Origin of the sequence: Bacillus sp. N447-1, from assembly GCF_022701035.1 — a bacterium.
Classification (GTDB): Bacteria; Bacillota; Bacilli; order Bacillales; family Bacillaceae_G; genus Bacillus_A; species Bacillus_A cereus.
In genome coordinates this window covers 5,297,056-5,322,705 of sequence record NZ_CP065509.1, presented here as the reverse complement: position 1 = coordinate 5,322,705, position 25,650 = coordinate 5,297,056, and the positions used below count along the sequence as shown (strand labels likewise).

The following is a 25,650-nucleotide window of genomic DNA, read 5'->3' as shown; positions in this document are numbered from 1 at the left end:
TGGAAAATATCGATGTATAATGTCTATGTGAAACAGGACCTGATAGATGTATATCAGGTCCTGTTTTTTATTTAGTAGATACTAAATAATCTGGTTAATCACTATTCATCTAAATACACTATACTAATAAAGTGAAATTTATTCGAAAGAAATTCATTAGTTAATACGTAACTAATTAAGAAACATTCATATACCAGCCCAAACATCTTTTCCATATCGCCCTTCATCTTGCACACGATCCAACCAATTTCTTGCTTCTTGTTCACTGACTTCATGAATTTCTTGATATGCTTGACAAAGGGTATCTTCTACATCCGGAGCCATTTTACTTCCATCACCACATATATAAAGATGAGCTCCATTATCTAATAACGAAATTAAATTGATTCTATCTTGTTTTATCAAATGCTGTACATATGTTTTTGGATGTCCCTCTAAACGAGAAAAAGCTGTGTGTAAAGAGATTAATCCATCTCTTTCATCATTTTCTAGTTCTGTACGATAAAGATAATCTTTTTCAGGATGACGACAACCAAAATATAGATGCGCTTGTCCTAAGTTCATACCTTTTTGCTTTTGAACACGACGCGCTTGCAAGAATCCACGGAATGGTGCAATTCCAGTACCTGGCCCAACCATAATAATTGGTGTTTCTGGATCTTTAGGTAATTCAAAGTTTGATTGTGGCGTTCGAATGAAACAGATAATCTCATCTTTATTATGACGCTGAGCTAAGTAATTAGAAGCGACTCCTTCATATGTCCCTTCCCCACTCCATGCAGGTGCATTAACAACACCGACCGTAATGCTCAGACGATTGTGTGCAACGAGTGGAGAGCTTGAAATAGAATAGTAACGCGGTTTGAGCGCAGGGAGAAGTTCTAAAAAGCGTTCAAATCGGATTTCACAAGCCTCATACTTTTCAAGAAGGTCCAACATTGAAATCCGTTTCTTTAATATTTGTTCATGATAAACTCCTTCTTCTAATAATGCTTCCAATTCTTTTTTATGAGGAGGACATGCTGTGAATGTTACCATTTCTCGTATTTGTGCTCGAGTGGCAGCTTCTTGAACTTCAACACTATAACTAAGAAGGTCCAATAAACTAACAGGACTGTCTAAAGGTATGTGATTTATACTTCGTCCACTTGCACTCAGTATAACTTGATCCTTCCCATTTAATCCAAAACGTTTTAAAATTCGGTTGATATTTTTCTCGCTATTAACTGGCAACACTCCAAGGTGGTCTCCTTCTTTATATGTAGCGCCTTCTGGCAAAGATACCTCGATATGTCGTGTACTTCTATCACTGCTGGATGATTGAAGTTCACGATTTTCTAGTATAGATGCATAAACTGCTTCATATGTTCGTGCAAGAGGAGATCCTCCAAGACGACTGACAAATTGCAGACTCAAAGTACTGCGCTCTTTTTCCATATTTTTGTTGAGCTCCAATCCAAATGCCTTCATCGCATCAGACCACATACTTTGTTTCCATTGCTCAAGCTGTTCCTCGAAATCACCACTTGCATCTGCTTCTCCGCGTTTAGAAAATCTTGTTGCTCCTTTTTGAGCCATTTGCTCATCAATGTATCTTGGAATCCGTTGGTAGGTACTAGCCCAATTATGATCTCCACAACCAAAAACTGCGTATTGAACCCCTTTTAGCTCATCTGGTTTTAGTTCCTCCAACCATTGCACAAACTGCCCTGCATTACTTGGCGGTTTTCCATTATAAGAAGAAGTCACAATAAGTACCGCTCCTTCTTTTGGCAAACTTCCAATTCGATCGTTAAGAGCTACCACTTCCGTTTGAACTCCTTCTAAACTAGCTGTATCTGCTAATTCTCTTGCAATACCTTCTGCTACACCTGTATCCGAGCCATACAGAACAAGAAGTGAAAGATTATCGGCCCCAATAATAGAAGGTGTCTTCTGGACGTGTTGCTTAATTTCATCGTTTTTCAGCTTGTCCTCTGTAGGTGCAAGAACAGTAGGATGACTAATAGTTTGTTTTCGGGGTAGAATCCTAATCTTAAAATCACCGGGCTTTAGTGTTAATGTTTGTTTTACGTCCAGCTGATAGTTTTGATAATCGATTAATTCAAAATGTTGAAGAAGCATTCCCATTACAAGAGTGGCTTCATGAAGTGCAAATTGCATACCGATACATGCTCTCTGGCCATTTCCAAATGGCTTATAAGCATGATGAGGAACCTTATCCAGCTCTTCAAATCGTTCAGGTTGGAATTCTTCCACATTGTCTCCCCATGCATCTTTATCCCTATGTAGCTGTGGAATAAGAACAGAAATACGATCTTCTCCTTTCTTAATTGGGTATTTCCCGCCAATCACTGTATCTTCTTTTGCATAGAGACTGAATGCTGGAGCGGTAGGCCATAGACGTAGCGATTCATTTAAAATCATCCGTATATACTTCAGTTTCATAACTTGTTGGTATGTTGGAGTAGGATCTGTCAAAACACGGTCTACTTCTTCATAGGCTTTTTTCAATTTATCCGGATTCTTTAATAAGAAGTAAATTGCAAAAGATAACAATCCACTTGTTGTCTCATGTCCAGCTATTAAAAAAGTAATAATTTGGAAACGAATGTTTTCATCATCTAATTTTTCACCAGTTTCCGGATCTGGCACATTTAGCATACGGGAAAGTAAATCATTTTCTTCCTGATCTCCACTACTTTTACGTTCAGCAATAATATTATCTACTAAAGAAAACATAGATTGAATATCATGCTGAAATTGACGTTTCGTTCTCCACATAAGTTTGTCTTCTATATCCAGCCGCTGCAATTGGTGCATCGCCTCATCTAGAGCACGGGTCATGCTAGTAATAAAAGGATGAGGGGTCTCACGATAAAAGCTATTGAATCGGTAATTAAAACCACATAGACCAATTGTATCTAACGTAAGACGAGTCATATCCTCCGGAACATCTACGTTTTCATTCGGATTAAGCCGTGCCCATTTTTGAACGAGTTGTACAGCAATATCGACCATCATGGCATGGTAATCTTTCATTGCCCGTTGGCTGAATGTAGGCATCAAAATATTATGAGCTTTTTTCCAGTTAGGCTCGTGAGTCTCGCTAGTAAATAATCCGTCCCCAGCAAAGGCACGAACTTTTGCTAAAGCACCCTCTATACTTTTATCGAACCGCGTTTCGTCACAGACTTCTGCTACCAATTCATGTCCAGAAACGACAATGATGGTATCACTTAAAGTTTGAATTTGAAAAATGGGACCATACTCTTCCGCTATCTTGATAAAGGATAGGGTCGGTTTATCTTTATCGATTAATGGGAGATTACCCAGCGGTCCATATGTTTTCGGCTGAGGAATGGCAGATACTTTTTTTTCCATTAAAAACACCCTTTCAAAAAAGCATGAAATAAAGATATGTAATTGATTACCTTATTTTATCTTTTCCCTAACTATTCATGATTATGATATTGCGTATAAGCTTGGCAATTAGATTTATAACTTGTAGAAAAATACTAAATTAAAATGAAGCGAATAAATATAGTTGGAGCCTTTTAATGTTGGTATTAAAAGATAATCTAAACTTGTAATGTTTATGAGAAATTGCAAACGGATCTCATCTCTTGTATTTGTTCATGAAAATGATTATTTTGATTCATTTTCTTCTAAAACATCCCAAAATAGAGAAGTTGACGAGCTTAAGATTGTAGTATTTGAAAAATCAGTGGTTTAGTTAAACCAATACAATAAGCAATATACCGTGTTACTAATGAAAGAGGACCTGATATGAACATCAGGTCCTCTTTCACTATATAATTATGTCACTGCTTCTTTCAGTTCTTTTCCCATTTTAAATACCGGCGCCTTAGTAGCAAAAATTTGTATTTCTTTATAGTTTATCTAATCAGCAAACAACTTGTAGGAATCATTATCTAACGTTTTATTCTTCTCTACCGATTTAACTTCTCGACGGCTTCCGCACTTGTGTCTACACGTTTAACGAAAAAAACTAATAGTAGTGCAACAACATTCATGCCAAGCGCTACATAGAATGAATATTGAATTCCGGATAATAAAGCCTTCTGAGTTACTATTGCCTTCGTAGTTTCTGTGAAGGTTGTTGGATCTATATGAGACATTAAACTTTCAGCTTTTGTTTTTGTTACAGAGTTCATAATCGTAACAAGAATAGCAGTACCAATGGAACCGGACACTTGTTGAGCTGTATTATTAACAGCTGTACCGTGCGGATTTAAGCGAGTTGGCAATTGATTAAGACCATTTGTCATAAGTGGCATCATCACCATCGCCATCCCAAACATCCGCAGTGTATAAATAAGAATAATATGTGTATGACTAGAGTCAATTTGCAGACTTGCCAACATATAAGTTGAAACAGCTGTAATGGAAAGCCCTACTATGCCAAGAATCCGAGGACCATATTTATCAAATAGTTTACCTGTAATTGGTGACATAATCCCCATTATTACCGCACCTGGAAGCATCATCAGCCCAGAGCTCAGCGGCGAAATACCACGGACGTTTTGTACATAAGCTGGTGTTAAAATCATACCCGAAAACATGGCCACCGCGTTAACAATTGCAATTACAGACGCAAGTGCAAACATTGGGTACTTGTAAACACGTAAATCCAATAACGGCTCATCCATTTTTAATTGACGGATAATGAACGCAATTAAGGCAATAGCGCCTATGATTAAAGCTGTTAAAACAACTTTATTCGTCCAGCCATCGGAGCTTGCAGAACTGAATCCATATAACAGACCGCCAAAACCGACAGAAGATAATAGTAATGAGAGATAATCAAGTTTTGCATTTTTGTTTTGTTTCATGACATTCTCAGATTTCCAAATCCCTAACAGTAAGCTAATGATTGCTAACGGTAAAATCATTTCAAAAAGCAAACGCCAGTCATAATACTCTACAATATAACCTGATAGTGTCGGACCAATTGCTGGAGCTGTAATCATAACTAGTCCAAAAATCCCCATTGCTGTTCCCCTTTTTTCTCTCGGAAAGCTTACTAGCATAATATTCATTAACAAAGGTCCCATAACTGAAGAGCCTGCCGCTTGAACCATCCGACCAGTAAGTAATAAACCAAAATTCGGTGCTACAGCCGCTAAGGCAGTACCAAGAATAAAAATCACCATAGATGTAATAAATAGGCTCCTATTTGAAAAACGCGTTATTAAAAATGCTGAGGCCGGAATTAATATACCACTTACAAGCATATACCCTGTAGAAAGCCACTGGATCGTTGAATAATCTTGAATGTTTAAATCTTTCATTATTGATGGCAAGGCTACATTTAAAAGGGAGTTATTTAGAAATGAAACAAATGCCCCAATAAAAAGGATTACAAGCATTAAATATGGTGGTTTTCTTTTATGTAATGTTTCACTCATATATTTAATTGCCCCTTCATTATAAATTTCATTGATTCGTTTAAATCGTTTACATATTTGCACAAGAAAACATTACCCTTGCAGTATTTTGCCAAACTCTTCGAATGGATATTCTCTTTTTAGCAATTCCACTTGCTCAACATACCATTTTAAAATCTTTTTGTTGATGAAACCTTTATAAAAACGTTTGTTAACGGAATTTAAATTAGGCTGAAATACAAAAAGAAGCAACTGAAAATACCCTTCTAAAATAAATTGAAACTTTAAATCAATGGGAATTTTACAGGCAGTGAGAAAAATCAACAAGACCACGCACCCATTCCTTTAAATACAGGCTTGTAGATCTAGTTATGTAACCATCCCAAAAAAGGAATATTACATAGGCTAAGTCTAACATTACATTTTTAAAGTGAGGGGAATTAGCGTATGCACCAATATTGGTATTTGAAGTCACAGGGAAACGGGGAACAATATAATAACCAAATTTCATTATATTCACATCCCGAGATAACTAAATCTGAGGTAATGAATGATTTGAAGCTTCCTGAGAATTGGAGTTACCGAGTTTATCCAGTTAGTTGGGATTCATCAGCCAATTATACGGGGTTCAATCCCCAACCTCCTCCCTTCTCTTTGGGGCAGCAGCCAATTAATTATGCAGGGATAATACCACAAGGTCACCCTGCTAATTGGACTCCATTACCAGGCCATGCAGGTTTTAATTTTCAAAAACCTCCCTTCCCCTGGGCCCAACCATTCAATCATGCAGGGATGTTCGCACAAGGTCATCTTGCAGCTTTACTATCGCCGCCAGCCAAGCCTTTTCATTTCAATACCAATAACTCGGGTGTTTTTGGAAACCCTCCAGGATGGGGTGGTCCGTGGGCCCCAATAGGATGGGGAAATAACGGAGGTAACGGTCAGCTAGGACTGCTTGGAAACTTACTTACAGCAGGAAAAGGCACCATGAGTGGAATAGGAATGATCAGTAGTTTAATCGGGATGGGGAAGTTCTTCTTTTAGTTAATTAGAACAGGAGAATGTGGCTGTAGCTTTAATCAGCCACATTTAAGGACAGTAATCTCCCACCTAACTTCCTAGCATAGCATTCGCGGAAATTTTAGGTGGATATGTATTGTTACAAGTTACTGTTTTACTTTGAGTACTCCTTTACTTTCTTATCAAGTGCCTTACTATAAGCATCTTTGTTTTCCTGTGATAACTCATAAACTGCTTTTTTCCAATGCTCTCCGTCTACACCTGATAAAAATTCAGTACCTTTCATTGCAGCTTCTTGAATCTTCTGTTTATCTTCTTTACCAGCATCCTTAATTAACTTCGTTGCTTTTCTTGCCTCTGTTACCCCTTCTTGTATGGATTTGTGAATGTCTTTGTATGTATCAGGTACTTTTATGTGTTCCATATTATCTAAAATTTTATCTATCTCGTTTGATGTTTTTAAAACAGCTTTTGCTTTTTCTTTATCCTTTAAGGATTCTCCTAAGTTTAGTAATAGTTCATCCTTCTTAAACTGGAACTCTACCACTTGCTCACATATGTAGTACGGATACTGTTGTTCGGAAAGTATTGTTATTGCTTTACTAGTTTGCTCAGTCTTATGAGTAGAATCTTTATCTCCTACCTCGCATCCGACTAACAGCATAAATGGAACTGCTAACGTTACTAGTTTCTTTGCTCTCATTATGTATTCTCCTTGTGGAAAGTATTGTAAGTAATTAACATATCAAACTATAACATACATTACATTATGGTTCACTTCCATTACGCTTTTAAAATGTAAAATAAGAATACACCCCATAAGCCACAAATAAGATTAATAGAATAGAAATGCCGAGTACCGTATATATAATCCATTTTAAATTTGAATTCATATCATCCTCCTACCTCTCAATAATTCCAGTATATAACAAAAAAGCATTGGATACCCAATGCTTTTTACACTTACGCAAATAGAGAAGTATTCGCATATAAAGCTGGTGAACCACCTGAATGTACGAATAAAATATCGTCTTCCTTATTAAATTTACCTTTTCTAATTAAGTCGATTAATCCCGCTACTGCCTTACCTGTATACACTGGATCAAGTAAAATACCTTCTGTTTTCGCAAGTAACTGAACTGCCTCTACCATTTCCGGCGTTGGTAACGCATAGCCTGGTCCTACATATTCATCAAAGCACGTAACAGCGTCGCGCGAGATAAAGTTTGGAATACCAACATGTGCTGAAGTTTCATCTACAAGTTTTGCTACTTTCTCTTCTTGCTCAGCTTTTCCTCTACTTACATTAATCCCGATTACAGGAATATGGCTTTGTGTTCCAGAAAAACCAGTAATTAAACCAGCATGCATACCGCCGCTACCACTTACACAAACAACTGAACTGAAATCAATTCCTTGCTCAAATGATTGCGCCATAATTTCTTGCGCACAAGCAACGTATCCCATAGCGCCTGTAGGGTTTGATCCACCAACTGGAATTACATATGGTGTACCACCTTTTTCACTTACTTCTTTTGCTACTTTATTCATCTCTTCCATCAGGTCTGCTCCGTTCGGTACAACAATTACATTTTCAGCACCTAATAAGTGATATAAGAAATAGTTTCCGTTAAAGTCTCTCTTCTCTTCTGGCTCAAGCCCTTCCTCTAATACAAGAATACATTTCATTTTTTCTTTTACCGCAGCAGCAAGTGTCAGGCGGCAATGATTTGACTGAATACCACCAGCTGTAATTAACGTATCTGCACCATTTTCCTGTGCATCTGCAACTAGAAATTCTAACTTTCTCGTCTTATTGCCACCGGCTGTTAAACCAAGTAAATCATCTCGTTTAAAATAAATAGTCGGACCACCAAGTGCTTCAGAAAAATTGTTTAACTTTTCAATTGGTGTATATGATTCTGTATATTTTTTTCTCGGGAATTTAGCTAAATTCATTGTAACGCTCCTTTTGTACTTCTTTCACAATATATGTAACGTTACTATTATTACACGTAAAAATGGTGAAGTCATCTTTCTCGGTTAAAAATGTATTAGAATTTCATTTTGATAAGTAAAACCGTATTAATGATTTTAACTTAATTACGGTACATGAAATTTATATCAACGATTTTTTAAATATATCGTTCATTACTTACAATATATCAACGATTTTTCAAATATATCAATCGTAACTTGCAGTATATCAACGATTTTCTTAATATATCGATCTATCGACAAAAAACGACAGACAGGCAACCCCTTTCCCATCAACAAAAAAAGAGCCCACACATTCAAATGCAGACTCCCTCCAATCACTTATTTACCGAAAAACGAAGTAACTGCGTTAATCCCGGCTCTAAATTCATTTCACCTTTATGGCGTACGTATACAGTTTTATCTCCATCAAATTTCGGAGGATTTGCTTGACTATACGTATGCCACTCATTCGTTCCTTCTATAGAATACTCCATATATTCAGTTGCTCCGACAATTATATTTTTACTATCATCTGCCGTTACATTTGGTGCCATCTGCGCAATTTTTGAATCACTAATTAATAACTTCTTTATATCCTTATCACGTTTGTAATCGTAAGCTGTCACAATTACATCGTTACCATATGCTTTCACTTGTAACCCTTGTTTAAATGAATAGCCATCTGGAGCAGTTTTCTCTCCTCCATTTGGTCCTGCTGACATCCAGCCTGTTTCAATCCCGCCCGTATTTACAACAGTGAAACCTTTTTCATCTCCGCCTTTAATTTTCTTTTTACCAGCCCAGTCCGGTAAGTTTAAATCCCAATGCGTATGACTCGTAAAGAAAACAACTTGCGGATAGTCTTTTAATATATCGTACAACTTATCGATGTTTAAATAATCTTGTAAGTACGGTGATTGTCTTGATCCAGATACTGTATCAGGTAAAACGTGATGAGAGAAAATAAAGATTGGCTTATTTTTATCTTTTTGACTATACTCTTCTAAATTTTGTTTTAACCAACCTAATTGCTCATCACTCATATATACTTCGTCCCACATTTTTGAATCGTGGTATTTCATATATTTTTCAGTTCCTAAAAATAGAAACGGATAACCGTCTAATTCTTTTTTATGATATACCTTTTCTTGTCCACTAAATTTCAGATAGCGGTTAAATAAAGTTTCCTCATTTACACCATTTGGCCATGTACTTTGAGAGAGTTTTCCATCTGCTGTCCATTTACCAGCATAAAACTCATGATTCCCAACAGTAGACCATACATTTTCTGGATGCTTATTTTTATTTAACACACGCTTTACATCATCATATTGTGACTGTTGTCCAGTCGGCGTTATATCCCCATTCATAATAAGCGCTCTAGAAAGTGGCGTCACTTTGTTCATATCTTTTAGCACATGATCAAAATCCCCTAAATCACCTTGAATATCACTAATAACATTAAAAGTTGTAGCTGATTTTCGGGCTTGCTCTTTCCCTTCCGCATGCACTGAAAACGTCGGTAATAATGCCGCCATAACTGCTAACGAAGCAACTGTCTTTTTCATACAAATTCTCCCCCTAATAATAGAATGTACAAACTGACATGTTCTGCTTTCTCTTAGGTGCTTGTCCAATTCACATTATAAAGAGGGATTGTAAAGATAGATGGAGTAAAAAATTAAGTGTTTTTTAAGAGATTTTGTTGTTTTTTGCACTCCACAATTCGCGATTCACGCCAATCTAGCTTTCTAGTCTTTTACATTACATACATGTAAATTTTGATGTTAAATCTTTTCGTTTCATACGTTGTTTTTATTACTTTTAATTTTCGGGAAAAATCCACTAATTAATAATGTTATAATCCATACCATTATTAGAATGAAATTTATTGTATTACCGGAATTCAAACTAAACACTCTCCACAAATTGGCAGCACAAAAAACGAGAACAGCAGGAATAATAAGTAAAAATGTCCTAACTACTAATCCGATGTAAGATTTCTTCGCTTGCTTAAAAATGAACGTTCTTCTACCTTTGTACAAACTAATCACAAACAGTAGCAAATATATACTAAATGTGGTGCCAATAACAATTGATGTAATGAAGTTAGTTTTTCTCTGCTCAGCTAGAGCGAAGTAACTTTCAGGTAATTTTCCAGTTTCATATTCAATCCATGCGTGGTAAATATCCTGTCGTAAGTCTATACCACCTTCACCATTTGTAAGGATTACCAATCCATCCTTTGTATTAGGAATGAAACCATAAAAAGAATGCCAGCCACGATTGTCACCAGAATGATAAAGTAATTTCCATTGATTAGATAGTTTTTTTTCAAATATACCTAAACCATTCTCCCCTAATATCGGCTTTTGCATTTCCTCAACACGTTCACTTTTGATGACACCATTCCCTTTATTATTTGCATCCATGCTTGCAAGTATCAATGCCATCATATCGGTAACATTTGTCTTAAGACCTGCAGCAGCCTGTTCGGTAAATTGGTAACTAGGGAGCTCCTCTCCAAAATAACCATAAGCTTTTGAAAGGTTATGGTTTTCAGGACGTTGTAAAAATGAACTAGATTTCATTCCTAAAGGTTTCATAATTTGTTCTTCCATATAACGATCAAACGGTATTCCGGTAACTTCTTCAATTACAAGTTGTAAAATTGTATATCCGCCACCAGAGTAAATTGTTTCTGAACCTGGTTTATTGGTAACTTCCACTGGTTCATTAAGCCATCCTTTTCCAGACAGAGACTCCTCAATAGAGTCAAGATGTTTCCCTGGTGCAACCCCGAGATATCCTTTATGTGCAGACAGCCCTGCTGTATGACTTAACAATCTTCTTATCGTAACTTCATTATTATTAAACTCTGAATTAGATAATTTCCATTTGGTCAGATATTTTCCAACGGGATCATCTAGTAATAAACGCCCTTCATCTACAAGGTGCAAGATTCCCCACGCTGTAAGACTTTTAGATATGGAACCAGCCTGAAACAAAGTATCATCACTCACCGCTTTTTTTGTCTTTTTATCTACATAACCGTAGTTAAGTGTATAAGCAATACGTCCCTCATGCACAATTCCTATTGCAACCCCGGGTACCTCATAATCCTCCTGCCATTTTGGTACCTGTTCATCCAGCTTTTTTTTGAAATCCTCTATACTCCTATCAGTCAGCGTGCCCGATTCTGCCCTCACCACATTTGTAAACCATGCTTCATTCGTAATAAATATGCAAATAATTAAACATAAAATACTTTTGCATATTATCGATGCTTTTTGTCTATTCTTCATTTGCTCCGCCCCTTTTTTCAGAATATTCTATCCGCTAATTAGAGTATCCTATTCACATATCTAGTTCTATCGATTTTCATTACTTAACCTTACAAAATTGTAATAAAAATCAAAGATCTACATGCTTAGGGGTTTTACTGTTCTTTATTCGAGGGCAGGAAATTTAATACAAAAAAGACACAGAGATTCCTTCCTATGCCTACTAATTCCTTACCTCTTCACCGCATGCACATAATGTACCGTCTCGAAAGCTTTCAAATAATCATTTCGTCCTTCAAAATATAATGTATTTATATCCTCTGGTGATAAATGCTCATAAATGAGTAAACCTGAATTCTCTAACAATGTTTCCATTTCGCGATAAGAATAACATGACTTCATCGGTTCTCCGCCTATTGCAGCCATTTTTACCATATTTTCAACTCGGTTAGACAACCCTTTTTCCGTAAATAAATTTTCATCGGGATAATCGAAAACGATAGAACTCCCTTCTGTAACCATCTCAAACAAGCACTCTATTAAACTAGCAAGTTCCTCTTTCGTTAAATAGTACGTAACACCTAAAAGGCTAAAGAAAGTCTTTTTATGTTCAAATCCTTCATTGCGTAACTGTTCATAGGAAAATCCTTTCGTAAAATCCATTGAAACAAAATGAAGGTTTTTTGGAACTTCAAGTTCTGTTTCTTTTATTCTTTCCTTCTTAAACGCCTGCGTAGAAGGATGATCCACTTCAAATATTTCTATTTTATTTTCTAATTCTTGGTGTCTAAAACTGAACGTATCTAAGCCTGCACCGAGTATGACGTATTGTTTCGCTCCCAGCGTAATCTCGTGTAGTAATACTCTTTCACAATATGCCGCACGTGCTAAAGGTGTTGGTGATAATTGCACTTGTGTAATCCATTTTAATATTTCTTGTGGATTATCTTGAAACTGCTGTGCAATGTCTGTATTGAAGAAATGTATTCCTTGAACCATATTCGTTTCAATATTAATTCGTTCTTTTGGCGAAATGAACTCTTTAGCTACATAATCATCAAAGATTTTCGGATTATCAAATTCACTATGATATGCCCTGCTGAAAGCTGATACTAACGACGTTACACTTGCTTCACCTTGTTTCACGCACATACACTCTCCTTCATTTTCACAACAAAAATAGGGTTCCCCTGGCCAGGAGAACCCTATTATACACCTTATTTTTATTTTGGTAAATTATAGCATAAATAAGTTTTTTTGTCAAATTTCCAGCCTGCTACGCTCCAACAATTTTTGTAATCTCTAGCAGGAAGACTTCGATCTACACCGAATATTCCAGTTTATAACAACACAAATGGAGGGCGTCATGAAAAGATTAGTTATCATTACAGTTGGAAAAACTACATTTGCTAAAGAGTACTCCCCTACCCCAAATAAGAGATTATAAAAATTACATAATCATAGATTATTATGCAAATACTTCCTCTAGGCGGCACAGATGGTATATAATGATGGAAGAATCTACTTCTATATGCTCAATTTTACACAAAACAGCTCATGCATATGAAAGAAAAGAGGTACAAAAATATGAAAACAAAACAAACAATTGCTGCGTCTACACTAGCTTTAGCAATGATTGCTGGCGCGAACTCTACTCATGCGGAAGTAAATGATGCTACTCCTCAGCAAAGTACGGGAGATCGATTAGCTGAAATTAAGCAACATAAACAAGAGTTAGATGCGAAATTACAGCAACACAAAGAAAACGTGGATCAAACATTGAATGAACTTAACAAGGTTAAGGAAAATGTTGATACGAAGGTGAATGAACTACATGAACGTAAACAAGTTGCTGATGAAAAAATTAACGAGATTAAACAACATAAACAAGAGTTAGATGCAAAACTTCAGCAAGACAAACAAATCGCCGAAGATAAAATCGCTGAAATTAAAGAGCATAAAAAACAAGTAGAAGATAAAGTTGCTGAAGTAAAAGAGCATAAACAAAATATCGATAACAAAGTGAATGAGATTAAAGAACATAAACAAACTGTCGATGAAAAAGTGAATGAAATGAAGCAACATAAAGAGAACATTGATCAAAAGGTTAATGAACTTAAGGAAGTTAAAAAACAAGTAGATGAAAAATTAGCTGAGTTAAAGAAAGCGAAACAAACTGCTGAAGACAAACTCGCTGAACTAAAAGAAAACAAGCCGAATACTGGTAACACGTTAGAGGAACTTAAGAAAATTAAAGGCAATTTAGACAGTCTTTCCGCTAACTTAGAACTAGCTAAACAAGATGTAAAAAACAAACTAGCTGAATTACAAAAGGCTAGAGAAGATTTACTAAATAAAATTAACGAAATTAAACAATCGAAACAAACTGTTTCAGACGATTTAACAAAGAAAAAACAAGACTTAGATATTAAAATCAACGACTTTAAGCATACTGAGAAAAAAATTGACGACAAATTAGCTGAGTTACATACAACGAAGCAAAATGTTGATAACAAGATTAATGAAGTATCACAGTCTAAACAAACGCAAGCAGATAATGGTACTAAAAACGATAACGCTAAAGAACTTCCTAACGCTGGTAGCGAGCAATCAAACAATATGGCTCTAGGAATGCTATCTGTATTAGGCGGGATTTTATTACTTACTCGTAATAAAATTAAAACGTTATTCTCTAAATAAATCCATTAAAAAAAGGAAAACCGCACATACATGTACGGTTTTCCTTTTTTTATATTAACTGTCCATCTCGAAGCGTCAATATACGATCACATACATCAAGCATTCTTTCATCATGTGTAATCATAATTGCTGCTTTTTGGCTCTCTTTCACTTCACGTTTCATCATTTCAACAACTTCACGTGCGCGTTTTGAGTCTAAGCTTGCCGTTGGCTCATCCGCTAATATTAAATCTGGGTTGTTCATGAACGCACGAGCAATTGCTACCCTTTGTTTTTCCCCACCAGATAGTTGATTTGGATAATGATTTTTTCTTTCTCCTAATCCAAATGCTGCTAATAAATGATCCGCACGCTTTTCTGATTCTTTCTTGTTTTCTTTTTTTAACTTAGCAATGTAAAGCAATTGTTCTTTTACATTTAAATATGGAACAAGATTTGCGAACTGGAAAATGAAGCCGATTTTTTTCAAACGAATGTCTGTCATCTCCTTTTCTGATAGCTTCGTAATATTTTGCTCACGAATGTAAATATCCCCTTTTGACGGTGATAATAGTGCACCCGCGATTGATAATAATGTACTTTTCCCTGATCCAGAAGGACCGACGATTCCGATAAACTCTCCAGCTTTCACATCAAGCGACATCGGATGAAGGGCCGTTACTTCCGTATTCCCTTCTCCGTACACTTTACTTACTTTGTCTAATTTCAATAATGAAGTCATTACATCCCGCCTCCAATTGCTTCTAATGCATCAACTTTTAATACTTGGTATAACGAAATAAGTGTTCCTAAAATACTAATTACGATAAAGATTGCTGCGTATTGTGCAATCATCGGTGTTGTTAATAAGAACGGCATACCCGCTGGTAAAATTTGTTCTAACCCTTGTACAAGAACGATACTAATTACCATCGCAACGACTGATAAGAATAACGCCTGTACGACTAAGCTATTTGCTAAATATGAGTTCTTCGTACCAATTGCTTTTAATACACCTAATTGCTGTGTTTTTTGTAGTGTAATAACATAGAAGAATACACCGATTAATAACGCAGCGATCACAAGTAAGAACGCAATGATCATCGTTAATGTTCCTTGCTCTTCTTTAAATCCTGGAATACTTTGCAGTACTTCTTTTTTATCGATAACGTGAGCATTTTTAATTTCTTTATCTGTGTTAAGTGCAATTGCACTATAATCTTTTTGGTTTGGTTGTGAAATAGATCCCCATACGTCTTCATTTATATAAACGACTGGTGTATGGCTAAACATTTGATCTTTCGTAAATCCGACGATTGTAAATTCTTTCTTTGAAACAGGATCGATAATTGTATCTCCAATATCGATTCCCTTCTCTTTAATCGATTCATCAGCAACCATCTCGTTGTTTGCTGTACCTAATTTCTCCCCTTTTACAATGTTCGGTTCTAAAAATGAATCTCGTTCGCTTGAGAAAATAGCGATATCAACCTTTTTCGAGCTATCTTTCTTTTCATATGTTGAAACTTTCACACGAAACGGAACTGCCTCTTTCTCGCCTACTTGACTTACTACGTTATCTACATCGTCTTTCTTAATTTGTGAACGAAGTAATTTATTTTCCGCATCATCTGCTAAAACGAACTTATTTGCCTCCATATTTTGAATCGATGAAGCATTATCATATGATAATCCATTTGCTAATCCTGAAATAACAAGGACTAAAAATGATAATAACACCATAATCAATCCGATTAATCCGTATCGTAATTTTGATTGTTTTAATTCACGCAGAGCTAAAAACATTTCGCTCGCTCCTTCCTCTTTCTTTCTATGCACTTATCATAAAAAAGAAATATGAACGGAATATGAACAGAAGATTACAGAGATTAAGATTTAATTTTCAGAAAGTATTGAAAACATTCGAAATCCTTGATACAATTCAGTCAAATAATATTGACCGAGTAATTTTATTAAAGGAGTTGATCATGTTGAAGCCCGTATTAACACTAACTACTTATAGCCAATTAAAAGCATTAAGCGATCCACTACGTGCCGAAATGATGATACGTCTATGCGAACGTCCTTATACTGGACAATTACTATCTGAGAAATTCGGCATTTCAAGGGCGAAAATTCATTATCATTTAAAAGAATTAGAAAAGAATGGTCTTATAGAGATCGTTTATACAGAAGAAAAGAATGGGATTGTTCAAAAGTTTTATCAATCTGTCGCTAAAGGCTTCACCCCTGCTGCAGATCTATTACCTCATTTAGAAATAGTAAGCGAATCAGGTCGCCAAATCTTTTTACAAATGATAGAAAGAACGAAAAGCCAAATTCTCGCTGCACCAGAAGAAGCTTTTACATTACGAAATGCAAGTGAAGATCCAGCTAAGTGGAATTACGTTTCATCTTGCTGGGAATTTGATGCTACGCCAGAACAATTTCAAGTGTGGGTAAAAAAGTTTTATGAATTAATGGCTGAATTAAACGAAATCACAAAAGGTGCAGATAAAGATCCGAATAGTAAACCTTATTATATTTCTACTACTGCACTTCAAATCGCTGAGAGAACAATGCAGCAATTTATTAAAGAAGAAAAATCGTAATACGATTTTTTTTACATAAACGGTCAAATTTATTTTACCGAATAAATTTCTTATAAAGGAGTAGATTAAATGGACATATTAAAAAACCGGAATTTCCTCTTATTATTTTTAGGAAGAATTTTCACCAACATAGGAGATAGCTTATATTACGTAGCAGCAATGTGGCTCGTATATAAGCTAAGTGGTAATCCTTTTTATTCTGGATTGGCTGGTTTCCTTACGTTACTACCTTCTGCATTACAATTTCTTACCGGTCCATTCGTTGATAGATGGCCAATTAAAAACACCCTCGTCATCACACAAGTACTGCAATGCATTCTTATATTAATCATTCCTATTACACACTACTTCGACCTACTAACAGTCCAACTACTACTCATCATCATGCCCATCGTAGCCTTTATCGAACAATTCGCCTATCCCGCACAATCAAAAGCTTTACCACTTCTACTGCATAAAACACAATTATTAAAAGGAAACTCTCTCTTCTCATTTGCGTATCAAGGCATTGATTTAATTTGTACGACGCTTTCTGGAATATTAGTAGCACTATTTGGCGCGATCACTTTATATGTAATTGACTCTTTCACATTCGCGATTACTGCCCTTTTGTTCTTTTCATTAAAAATGCCAAAGCAAACCGAAACGGGCACATCACTTTCAACTAAACAATATTTCTCTGATTTAAAAGAAGGTTTTTCAATTGTCTTCCGTTCCTTAATGGGCGTATTCTTAATCGGTTCCGTTGTCGCTAATTTTTCAATTGGTATGACGATGGCCATACTCCCTTCTTTCGCTGATTCTTTAGGGGGCGTGAAATCATATGGCTTCTTCTTAGCTGCTATATCAGCAGGTAGTCTCATCGGTGCATTATTCAGTTCATGGGTTGGTAAACGTAATGTTGGCCGTGTCTCTATTATTGGCTTTGCGACTGGCGCTACCTTTTGGTTTCTCTCTACAATCGTACCGTTTCAATGGCTATCTATTCTCTTATTCGGCCTAGCTTGGATTCCAATTGGTGCAACCAACATATTATTTGCGACAATTAGCCAAATTGTAATTCCAAATCAATATATTGGCCGCATCAATTCAGTCATGCGAAGTATGAGCACAATTGCTATGCCGATCGGTTCTTTAATTGGCGGATACACTGCAAATGTATTTAGTAGCCAACTCATTTTCGCGCTCGCTAGCATCGGGATTTTATTTATTTCTCTCGTATGGCTACTTCATCCGAAATTACGAGCATTGCCGAAAGCTGATGAGATTACAGCGGATACTTTTGGGGTGCAGTTTAAGGAGGAGCGCAGGAAAGGTGCTGCTTTATAGCCAGCAAACATAACCCCGTTCTAAATTTGGGACGGGGTTAAAAATATAATAATAAAGTCGTTTGAATATCTAAATTTTATTCAACAAAAGCACCAAAACGGCAGTTAACGCTTTGATGGCCATGCCCCCTGCATTTTCCTTAATTGAATAATTTGGCCTGTATGATAAGCATCATGAAGCATGATGTCCAGTAATTTACCTTCAAGTGAATTTTGTTCAAGCTCTCTTTCAGAAATTGCACTTAATACCTGTCTTAAATTACGCTGAGCATTTTCAGAGCGTTCAACGACTTCCTTCCATTCCGTATCATTATTAGATTGCTTAGTCAGATAAAAGGTGTCATTACCGTCAAGATTATGTGTCCATTCACGTCCTTCCAAGTTTGCAGCAAGTCTTTCTTTGTAATAAGTGAGATGATTAACATTCTCCCAAATGGTATTCGTTGTCTCTCCAGCTGGTTTCCACATAGCCTGTTCAGCTGTAAGTCCTTCTATAGCATGTTTAAACGGTGCATACCAACTCTCTTTATCGAATGTTGAATCTAGTTTATTTAATAACAAGTCAATTCGTTTCAAAGTAATTTCCTCCCTACACAGTTCAAGTTTTAATACACTTCCTCTAACTCTGTAGAGATTCTACATTTTTAAATAAACTTCCTCCTAATCCCACTCCATAAACTCATCCGATTATGCAATTAAAATGACTCATATTTTTTCATTTTACACGTATACTAGCGACAAAAAAAGAAGAGGCTGTTCCCAAACAGCCTCTTTCATCTATTTAGGAAGTTCAACCCGAACAGTCGTCCCTTCCCCTTTCGTGCTATATACCGAAACGGTCCCTTTATGCAGTTCAACAATCTTCTGCACGATTGATAACCCTAAACCGCTACCTTCTACGTTTCTTGCTCTCGCTGTATCCACCTTATAAAAACGATCAAAAATACGATCCATTTCTTCTTTTTCCATACCGATTCCGTTGTCTGATATAGAAATTATAACGCTAGACTCTAACTCTTCCACGAAAAACTCAATCGTTCCACCATCGTTTGAAAACTTAATGCTATTCGTGAAAATGTTACTCCATACTTGATGAAGTAAGTTTTCATCACCTTGAATTGTAATGTCCGGCACATCAAATTCAACGGCGATATCTTTTTCCCGCCATTTCCATTCAAGCATAAAAATGGCGTCTTTTATTTGTTTTTGTAAGGAAAAGTCTTTTATTTGTAAAACCTTTTCCTCCTTATCTAATGAAGCGAGCGTAAGTAACTGTTTACATAAACTAGACATTCGCTTACTTTCACCTTCAATAATTTGTAAGTAATGATTTCTTTCTTCCTCACTCATCTTTTCTGTTTGCAACGTTTTTGAAAAACCTTGTATGGAAGAAAGTGGTGATTGAAATTCATGTGAAACGTTCGAAACGAATTCTTGTCTCATTTCATCTAGTTCTTTAATACTTTTCGTCATCTTTTGGAAGCTTGTAGATAACGTTCCTATTTCATCTTTTCGTTTTACGTCTAATTCAATTTTATATTCCCCACTCGCAATTTTTTGCGTAGCCTTCGTAAATTTACGGATTGGGCGAACGATATAACCTGCTGCAATCGCTATAAAGATAATGCTTAATAGTACGATAAACCCAAGTAATACCGCTAAGAAAATTCGCATTTCGCCAAATTGGTTCTGAATGTCGGGGCGAATAAATAACGCGTACTGTTTATCACCGTGCTTTACCGGTACACCAACACTATTTATTAATTCATTATCGAAAAATCCTGTAATAAAAAGACGCGTTGGATACGTAGAAACACCATTAAACGTTTCTCCTTGCAATACTTTATGAACAGTAGCATCGCTAATAGACGTCTTACGAAACGCATTACCGATACGCTTTCCATTCTTTTGATCATCGACAATATAAATTTCATACCCTAACTTTGCAATAGAATGCAAATACGTCTCTTGATTTTCTTCACTTTGCTTTTCATATAACGATTTAACTTCTTCCGCATACTTTAAAATCTTTTCACTATTATACGGTTTTAACTTCACTTGATAATATACGTTCGTTAATAAAAAGCCGATAATACTACTAAGTAGCATAATGCCGACCGTCATAAATACAAATCTAGAATATAGTGATTTCATCTTATTTCAACTCCAACTTATACCCGAGGCCGCGCACCGTTGTAATTTGAAAATCATCCGTTCGTTTTGAGAAACGATCTCGGAGCCTTTTCACATGAACATCAACTGTTCGTTCATCTCCTTCAAAATCCATTCCCCATACTAATTCAATTAATTCTTCTCTTGAAAATGTTCTCCCAGGATAACTAGCTAATTGTGATAATAATTCAAATTCCTTTAAAGGAAGTAAAATCGTCTGGCCGTTACACTTTACTTCAACACCTTTACGATCAATTGTCGTTCCATGGAGTGTAATTATGTCAGCGCTCAGCATTTGATAACGGCGTAATAAAGCTTTCATACGGAAAATCACTTCAGCTGGTTCAAATGGTTTTACGATATAATCATCTGTACCAGAAATGAATCCTTTTTCTTTATCCACTAACTGGTCTTTCGCAGTTAATAAAATAACAGGAATATCATGATACTTCCGAATTTCTTCACATAACGTATAACCATCAACAAAAGGCATCATAATGTCTACAATCGCAAGATGAATATTTTCCTTCTCTAATACGTCTTGCGCTACCTTTCCATCTTCCGCCTCAAAAACTTTAAACCCCTCTTTTTGTAAATGATAATGCAATAACTCTCTTATATGTTTATCGTCATCAGCTAATAAAATATGTATCATCTTCATTAAACCCTCTCTCGTTCATCCTTCTACATCACTACATTAAGAAACAATTGGATTTTTTGCAAGAAAAAGAAAAAGAATCTATTTTGAAAAAAGATTATTCAAAATAGATTCTCACGTTTTAGTATTAAGATTATTTTAATCAAAAACAATTTTTAAGCCTTCGAAATATCAACAAATCCTTCTCCGAACACATCACGAACATCGTGTATAGCGATGAAGGCAGCCGGATCTGTAGTTTGAACAATCCGCTTTAGCTTCACTACTTCTTGCTTATTAATAACAACATAAAGAATGTCCTTCGGCGTTTTCGTGTAATAACCATGACCTGAATACACAGTAACCCCTCTACCCATTAAAGAAGTTACCTTCCCGGCAATTTCATCTGGTTTATCAGAAATAATTGTAATGGCCTTTTTCGGATTTAAGCCTTCAATTACAAATTCCATTACTTTCGTTCCTACATATAACATAATAATTGTCAGCATCAGTTTTTCTGCACCAATGATGAAATAAGATGAAAACGCAACGATTAAATCGAAGAACAGTAGACCATAGCTAATACTCCAGCCTAAATACTTATGCGTCATTCTTGCTAAAATCGTAGTACCTGCAGTTGTTCCACCAACGCGAATGATAAGACCAATACCACACCCGATAAATATTCCACCGAAAATGGCATTTACGAGCATTTCATCAGAAGCAATCGTCCAGCCTTCTGTTAAATGAAGAAATAGCGAGTTAGTCACTACAGCGATAATCGTATAAATCGTTGTAATCTTATTTAAAAATTTATAACCGACTATTAACAAAATCGCATTTAAAATTAAGTTAACTAAACCTGGTGACCACTCAAATAAATAGTACGTAATAATCGTGATACCTGTTACCCCGCCCTCACCAAACTCGTTCGGAATAACAAATAAATTGACACCTAACGCAAAAAGAAATGCACCGATAATAATAAAAATAATGTCTGTCGTTCTTTTTTTCATACAGTACCTCACTTCTTATGTAAATATTTATTCTGCCATAAACTCTCACTATTATATCGTGGAATATTCAAATCGAACAGTGGTTTGTTTTTATTTTAATATAGGATGATAAATCAACTTTATCCTATATCCACATGTAATTTTAAAAGGGTAACAACTTTATTTATTATGTACTACAAGTAAAGTTTTGATTTCATTTGCAATTTACGCTGAAAAGTGAATAGGAACACTCTCACTCGCGCAAACTTCGAATACAAAACAAATAGGCGAAGCTATAGAATAGGCTTCGCATCAAGCATTTGATTGTAGAGATTTATATTCATACATTCCAAAAATAAATTCACTTATCTTTCTCCATATACTCTTTAATCTTTCGTTCTTCCCACTCTTTTCCGAATATCCCAAATGGAAAAGTTGTTAAACCGTGTATAACGATACCAATCCCCCAACCTCCAAGTGGATATAAAAACCATAATTTACTTGAATCAGAACTTATATTTATAAAAAAAAGCATTAAGTTCACTAATATATAGACCGTTAAATGAATGTAAAACGCTTTTAAATTCTCCACCCTTTTTTTAGCTCGTAAATAATTCTCATTTCGCTCCATATGTAAACACCTCTTTCATTATTGTATTTTTTAAATCCGCTCCGATTTAAACATCATATTCTAGTCAGGAATCCCTTATTCTCAAAAATTCACAACATAAAAAAGACCATCTTCATTGCAGAAAAATCACAGTTGTCAGTGGATACCTTTATTTGTTCGTAGTACGATACCTTGTGAAAAATCAAATTTCACAATAGAAATAAAACCCTTAAATCTGTATAATTAAATTAATAGTGGCATTTTAATAGAGAAAGGTTTTGATAACATGCTAGGTATCGATGTCAAAAAAACAGATGAAGAATTAATTATTTCATGGCAACTAGCTAAGGTTCAAATTCCATTAAGTGATATTATTGAAGTTACAGAAGATGAAACTTATGCTGGTGTAGAAGAAGAAAACGTAATCCGAGTCGGAACAGCATATGCTACAACAGATCGAATCTTAATCAAAACAGTAAAACAAAATTATCTATTATTTACGACGAATAGAGTAGCAGTTTTGAATAAAATCAATGCATAAGCATTACTTGAAAACACTTGTCTGTATAGATTTATTCGATTCAACTGTGTACCGGGATTTTAAAAATTATTATAGATACAATGATGTACCTTAGCCCCAAATATAAAAAAAAGAAAAAAGTACTCAGCAAATGGTCATACACATGACCATTTGCTGAGTACTACATGATACATTTATTATTTACAGAAGTCTAATTAAGACCAAATCCAAACATCATCATTATTCACAGCGTTGTTCTTTACCTCATAAACCTTTTCGATATGATCCGTTGTGTTCCAGTTAATAGAACTTCCACCCCAGCCCACATAATTCATATCAATTTTCACTTTCTCACCCACATTAAATACTTGTCCCTTTGTTAAGAAAACATCAATAATATCTTTCTTCCCGTTTAACGATGGATACCCCACTACGACATATTTAGTAGCACCGTCTGTTCCAACTTTTGATACTTCCCCAATTACATAATCAGGTGAGCCATCTTCTTTCATGTGCATGCCAAACTTGTTTGTTGTATTTTCAATTGCAGTTGCAACCATATATTCTGTAAAATTACGCATCATAGATCCAGTAGCTTTAACCTCATCTCCTACTTTCACATTTGAGAAAGTATCCATGTATACACTAACAGGTTCTTCGTATTGCTTAGATTTTACGACAATTACACCGTTATCTACTTCTACTACTCGTCCTTCTAACGTCGAGAAATTCGATTCAATAGAAGCTGCACTCGCTTTTGTTACTTCTAGTCCTGGTAAATTTGTTCCTGATAATGCTGCGATTCCTAAAGCACCTGCTAAAATTAATTTTTTCATACCCATTATGAAACATCTCCATTCATGATGATTTTATTTTTGATTGGATACGACCAATCTGTAACTATTATAGTTACAGGTTGTAGAAAATAGCAACCCTCTTTCTTATGCAATGTTGCATACTGTAATTTTTAAATATACAGCAAGAGGAATAAATTCTCGAATTATAATAGTTAATTCAAAGCTAAAATAACCTTATGGGCACGTTATAAAGAAATTAAGAACTACTTTTGATCCTAAGGTTAACCAATAGCTTTATAAAAACTCAATCAAATTCTATTCAACTAGTTGAAAACTGAACCGTGTCGAATTTTATTTTCATAAAATTCAAATTCCAAGGAGGTTTTACAAAATATTACACAGAATTATTCGTATATCGTAATATAATTGGTAATTTTTTACGATTCATTTCATTTTATCTACCACGTTTAGACAAAATGAAAAAACATAACAAAAGGAGAGATATAGATTGAAAAGAAAAATTAGTACAGCTGTTGTAGGGTTATCAGTGTTTAGCTTTGGTCTTTTTGGTGTAAATATTGGGGATGGCGGCGTTGTAAAAGCTGAGCACGGTGAAACTTTTGCTCCGAAATTAGAAAGCCATGGGGACCACGGCGGGGCTCCTGCTTATACAAATACTCATGGAGAAGGAATGGCTCCTAAAAAAGAGAGTAATACTGACTTCTTTGCTCCTACGTTAGAAGCGCATGGTAATACTGGCGCTCCTGCTTTAAATGTTGGTGATACGCCGACTCCGAAACTTGAGGGGCTCGAACATTTCCCTGCTCCGAAACAAGAGACACATGCTGATTTAAGCTCGAAATTAGATTCACGTGGTACTGGCAGCGCTCCTGCTTTAAACATCGGTGACACTGGTGGGGCTCCTAAACAAGAAGGACATACACATTTCCCGGCTCCAAAATTTGAAGCTCATGGCCATACTGGCGGTGCTCCTACTAATTCTTAATATAGTACAGGTATTTAAGTTACCAATATTGAGATTTATTTAGTTTTCAATTTCCATATATATTTGGAAACCATTCAATATAGCACCTATTATGTATACGCATGATTTCTGTAATGATACGCTGTACCCCAGAGAAATCTCCAATACATATGTGGTTTTCAAGTCTAAAAAATACACCTATTAATTAGGTGTATTTTTTCACCTCTCTATCTACTACTCAAAGAATAATCCCCTAAAAATCCCAACAAAAAAACGAAGAAATTATCTATACTTCGGACACTTAAAGTACCACGAACGTTGCGATTTTTAGTGACACTCCGTATCCAACTTCCCTTACCTCTCCCATGCCTAAAGGCGCTAGCTTTCTTGTTCAGGAAAAGCTGTAACCTCTCCATTCATGATGATTTTATTTTTCGGATTGAATACGATTAACTTATAATCATTACAGTTACAGATTGCAGAAAATAGCAACTTTCTTTCTCATACAATGTTGCATACTGTAATTTTCAAATACAATTCAACACTAAGATTGAATTCTTAAATCCCAGCAGGTAAAGAATTGACGATGAAGAAACTAATGTCATGCATCATATTTTTTC

21 protein-coding genes and 1 pseudogene are annotated in these 25,650 nt (G+C 35.6%); 6 read left to right on the top strand and 16 right to left on the bottom strand.

All coding sequences use genetic code 11. The features are described from left to right. Positions 1-186: 186 nt before the first annotated feature. The 3 genes from cypD to IQ781_RS27245 all read right to left on the bottom strand — a co-directional run bounded on the left by cypD (position 187) and on the right by IQ781_RS27245 (position 5,744). Positions 187-3,384 (bottom strand): bifunctional P-450/NADPH--P450 reductase, encoded by a 3,198-nt coding sequence (cypD, locus tag IQ781_RS27255; protein WP_139847124.1) that lies wholly within the window; start codon positions 3,382-3,384, stop codon positions 187-189. 569 nt (positions 3,385-3,953) lie between these two features. Then, positions 3,954-5,432 carry a DHA2 family efflux MFS transporter permease subunit gene (locus IQ781_RS27250; protein WP_000005110.1) on the bottom strand — a complete coding sequence of 493 codons (1,479 nt, stop codon included), beginning with the start codon at positions 5,430-5,432 and terminating at the stop codon, positions 3,954-3,956. 72 nt (positions 5,433-5,504) lie between these two features. Continuing rightward, the gene (locus tag IQ781_RS27245; RefSeq protein WP_000243463.1) at positions 5,505-5,744 is read right to left on the bottom strand and encodes a hypothetical protein; all 240 of its coding nucleotides are present in this window, start codon (positions 5,742-5,744) and stop codon (positions 5,505-5,507) included. A gap of 114 nt (positions 5,745-5,858) precedes the next feature. On the opposite strand from IQ781_RS27245, the gene IQ781_RS27240 reads away from it, so the two are divergent. Continuing rightward, complete coding sequence (locus tag IQ781_RS27240) at positions 5,859-6,455, top strand: hypothetical protein (protein WP_139847125.1); 597 nt, start codon at positions 5,859-5,861, stop codon at positions 6,453-6,455. A gap of 130 nt (positions 6,456-6,585) precedes the next feature. Here IQ781_RS27240 and IQ781_RS27235 read toward each other — a convergent pair whose 3' ends face one another. The 5 genes and pseudogenes from IQ781_RS27235 to IQ781_RS27215 form a co-directional block, all read right to left on the bottom strand. Then, complete coding sequence (locus IQ781_RS27235; RefSeq protein WP_001201796.1) at positions 6,586-7,134, bottom strand: hypothetical protein; 549 nt, start codon at positions 7,132-7,134, stop codon at positions 6,586-6,588. A gap of 260 nt (positions 7,135-7,394) precedes the next feature. After that, positions 7,395-8,390, bottom strand: coding sequence for a D-cysteate sulfo-lyase (gene cuyA, locus IQ781_RS27230; protein WP_139847126.1), 996 nt, complete (start codon positions 8,388-8,390; stop codon positions 7,395-7,397). A 356-nt stretch (positions 8,391-8,746) separates the two neighbouring features. After that, complete coding sequence (locus tag IQ781_RS27225; RefSeq protein ID WP_000754286.1) at positions 8,747-9,979, bottom strand: DUF4073 domain-containing protein; 1,233 nt, start codon at positions 9,977-9,979, stop codon at positions 8,747-8,749. Positions 9,980-10,175: 196 nt separating this feature from the next. Continuing rightward, positions 10,176-11,716, bottom strand: a pseudogene (locus IQ781_RS27220) (serine hydrolase domain-containing protein). A 210-nt stretch (positions 11,717-11,926) separates the two neighbouring features. Next, positions 11,927-12,847 carry a class I SAM-dependent methyltransferase gene (locus tag IQ781_RS27215; RefSeq protein ID WP_013142036.1) on the bottom strand — a complete coding sequence of 307 codons (921 nt, stop codon included), beginning with the start codon at positions 12,845-12,847 and terminating at the stop codon, positions 11,927-11,929. Positions 12,848-13,282: 435 nt separating this feature from the next. Here IQ781_RS27215 and IQ781_RS27210 point away from each other — a divergent pair, with 435 nt between their 5' ends. Beyond that, a complete protein-coding gene (locus tag IQ781_RS27210; RefSeq protein WP_000851032.1) occupies positions 13,283-14,395 on the top strand; it encodes an LPXTG cell wall anchor domain-containing protein in 1,113 nt (370 codons plus the stop codon). Positions 14,396-14,444: 49 nt separating this feature from the next. On the opposite strand, the gene IQ781_RS27205 is transcribed toward IQ781_RS27210, so the two are convergent. Further along, a complete protein-coding gene (locus IQ781_RS27205; RefSeq protein WP_098595235.1) occupies positions 14,445-15,116 on the bottom strand; it encodes an ABC transporter ATP-binding protein in 672 nt (223 codons plus the stop codon). After that, positions 15,116-16,180 (bottom strand): ABC transporter permease, encoded by a 1,065-nt coding sequence (locus IQ781_RS27200; RefSeq protein ID WP_000477770.1) that lies wholly within the window; start codon positions 16,178-16,180, stop codon positions 15,116-15,118. Before IQ781_RS27200 ends, IQ781_RS27205 begins: the two co-directional genes overlap by 1 nt. A 185-nt stretch (positions 16,181-16,365) precedes the next feature. Here IQ781_RS27200 and IQ781_RS27195 point away from each other — a divergent pair, with 185 nt between their 5' ends. Beyond that, positions 16,366-16,986, top strand: coding sequence for an ArsR/SmtB family transcription factor (locus IQ781_RS27195; protein ID WP_139847149.1), 621 nt, complete (start codon positions 16,366-16,368; stop codon positions 16,984-16,986). A gap of 69 nt (positions 16,987-17,055) precedes the next feature. After that, positions 17,056-18,315 (top strand): MFS transporter, encoded by a 1,260-nt coding sequence (locus IQ781_RS27190; protein ID WP_139847127.1) that lies wholly within the window; start codon positions 17,056-17,058, stop codon positions 18,313-18,315. Positions 18,316-18,419: 104 nt separating this feature from the next. Here the strand turns inward: IQ781_RS27190 and IQ781_RS27185 are convergent, their stop codons facing one another. The 5 genes from IQ781_RS27185 to IQ781_RS27165 all read right to left on the bottom strand — a co-directional run bounded on the left by IQ781_RS27185 (position 18,420) and on the right by IQ781_RS27165 (position 22,749). Continuing rightward, positions 18,420-18,890: a DinB family protein gene (locus IQ781_RS27185; RefSeq protein ID WP_000820996.1), complete on the bottom strand. Its 471-nt coding sequence runs from the start codon at positions 18,888-18,890 to the stop codon at positions 18,420-18,422. 201 nt (positions 18,891-19,091) lie between these two features. After that, positions 19,092-20,468 (bottom strand): sensor histidine kinase, encoded by a 1,377-nt coding sequence (locus IQ781_RS27180; protein WP_000839517.1) that lies wholly within the window; start codon positions 20,466-20,468, stop codon positions 19,092-19,094. 1 nt (position 20,469) lies between these two features. Then, the gene (locus tag IQ781_RS27175; RefSeq protein WP_000781961.1) at positions 20,470-21,147 is read right to left on the bottom strand and encodes a response regulator transcription factor; all 678 of its coding nucleotides are present in this window, start codon (positions 21,145-21,147) and stop codon (positions 20,470-20,472) included. A 152-nt stretch (positions 21,148-21,299) separates the two neighbouring features. Next, positions 21,300-22,139 carry a YitT family protein gene (locus tag IQ781_RS27170; RefSeq protein ID WP_000747495.1) on the bottom strand — a complete coding sequence of 280 codons (840 nt, stop codon included), beginning with the start codon at positions 22,137-22,139 and terminating at the stop codon, positions 21,300-21,302. A 340-nt stretch (positions 22,140-22,479) separates the two neighbouring features. After that, positions 22,480-22,749 carry a 2TM domain-containing protein gene (locus IQ781_RS27165; RefSeq protein WP_000440733.1) on the bottom strand — a complete coding sequence of 90 codons (270 nt, stop codon included), beginning with the start codon at positions 22,747-22,749 and terminating at the stop codon, positions 22,480-22,482. Between the two features lie 265 nt (positions 22,750-23,014). Between IQ781_RS27165 and IQ781_RS27160 the strand changes: the two genes are divergently transcribed. Beyond that, positions 23,015-23,269 carry a SunI/YnzG family protein gene (locus IQ781_RS27160; protein ID WP_063220630.1) on the top strand — a complete coding sequence of 85 codons (255 nt, stop codon included), beginning with the start codon at positions 23,015-23,017 and terminating at the stop codon, positions 23,267-23,269. Positions 23,270-23,463: 194 nt separating this feature from the next. Here the strand turns inward: IQ781_RS27160 and IQ781_RS27155 are convergent, their stop codons facing one another. After that, positions 23,464-24,090: an ATP F0F1 synthase subunit alpha gene (locus tag IQ781_RS27155; protein WP_063220629.1), complete on the bottom strand. Its 627-nt coding sequence runs from the start codon at positions 24,088-24,090 to the stop codon at positions 23,464-23,466. Between the two features lie 463 nt (positions 24,091-24,553). On the opposite strand from IQ781_RS27155, the gene IQ781_RS27150 reads away from it, so the two are divergent. Next, complete coding sequence (locus IQ781_RS27150; RefSeq protein ID WP_063220628.1) at positions 24,554-25,051, top strand: hypothetical protein; 498 nt, start codon at positions 24,554-24,556, stop codon at positions 25,049-25,051. Positions 25,052-25,650: the final 599 nt, after the last annotated feature.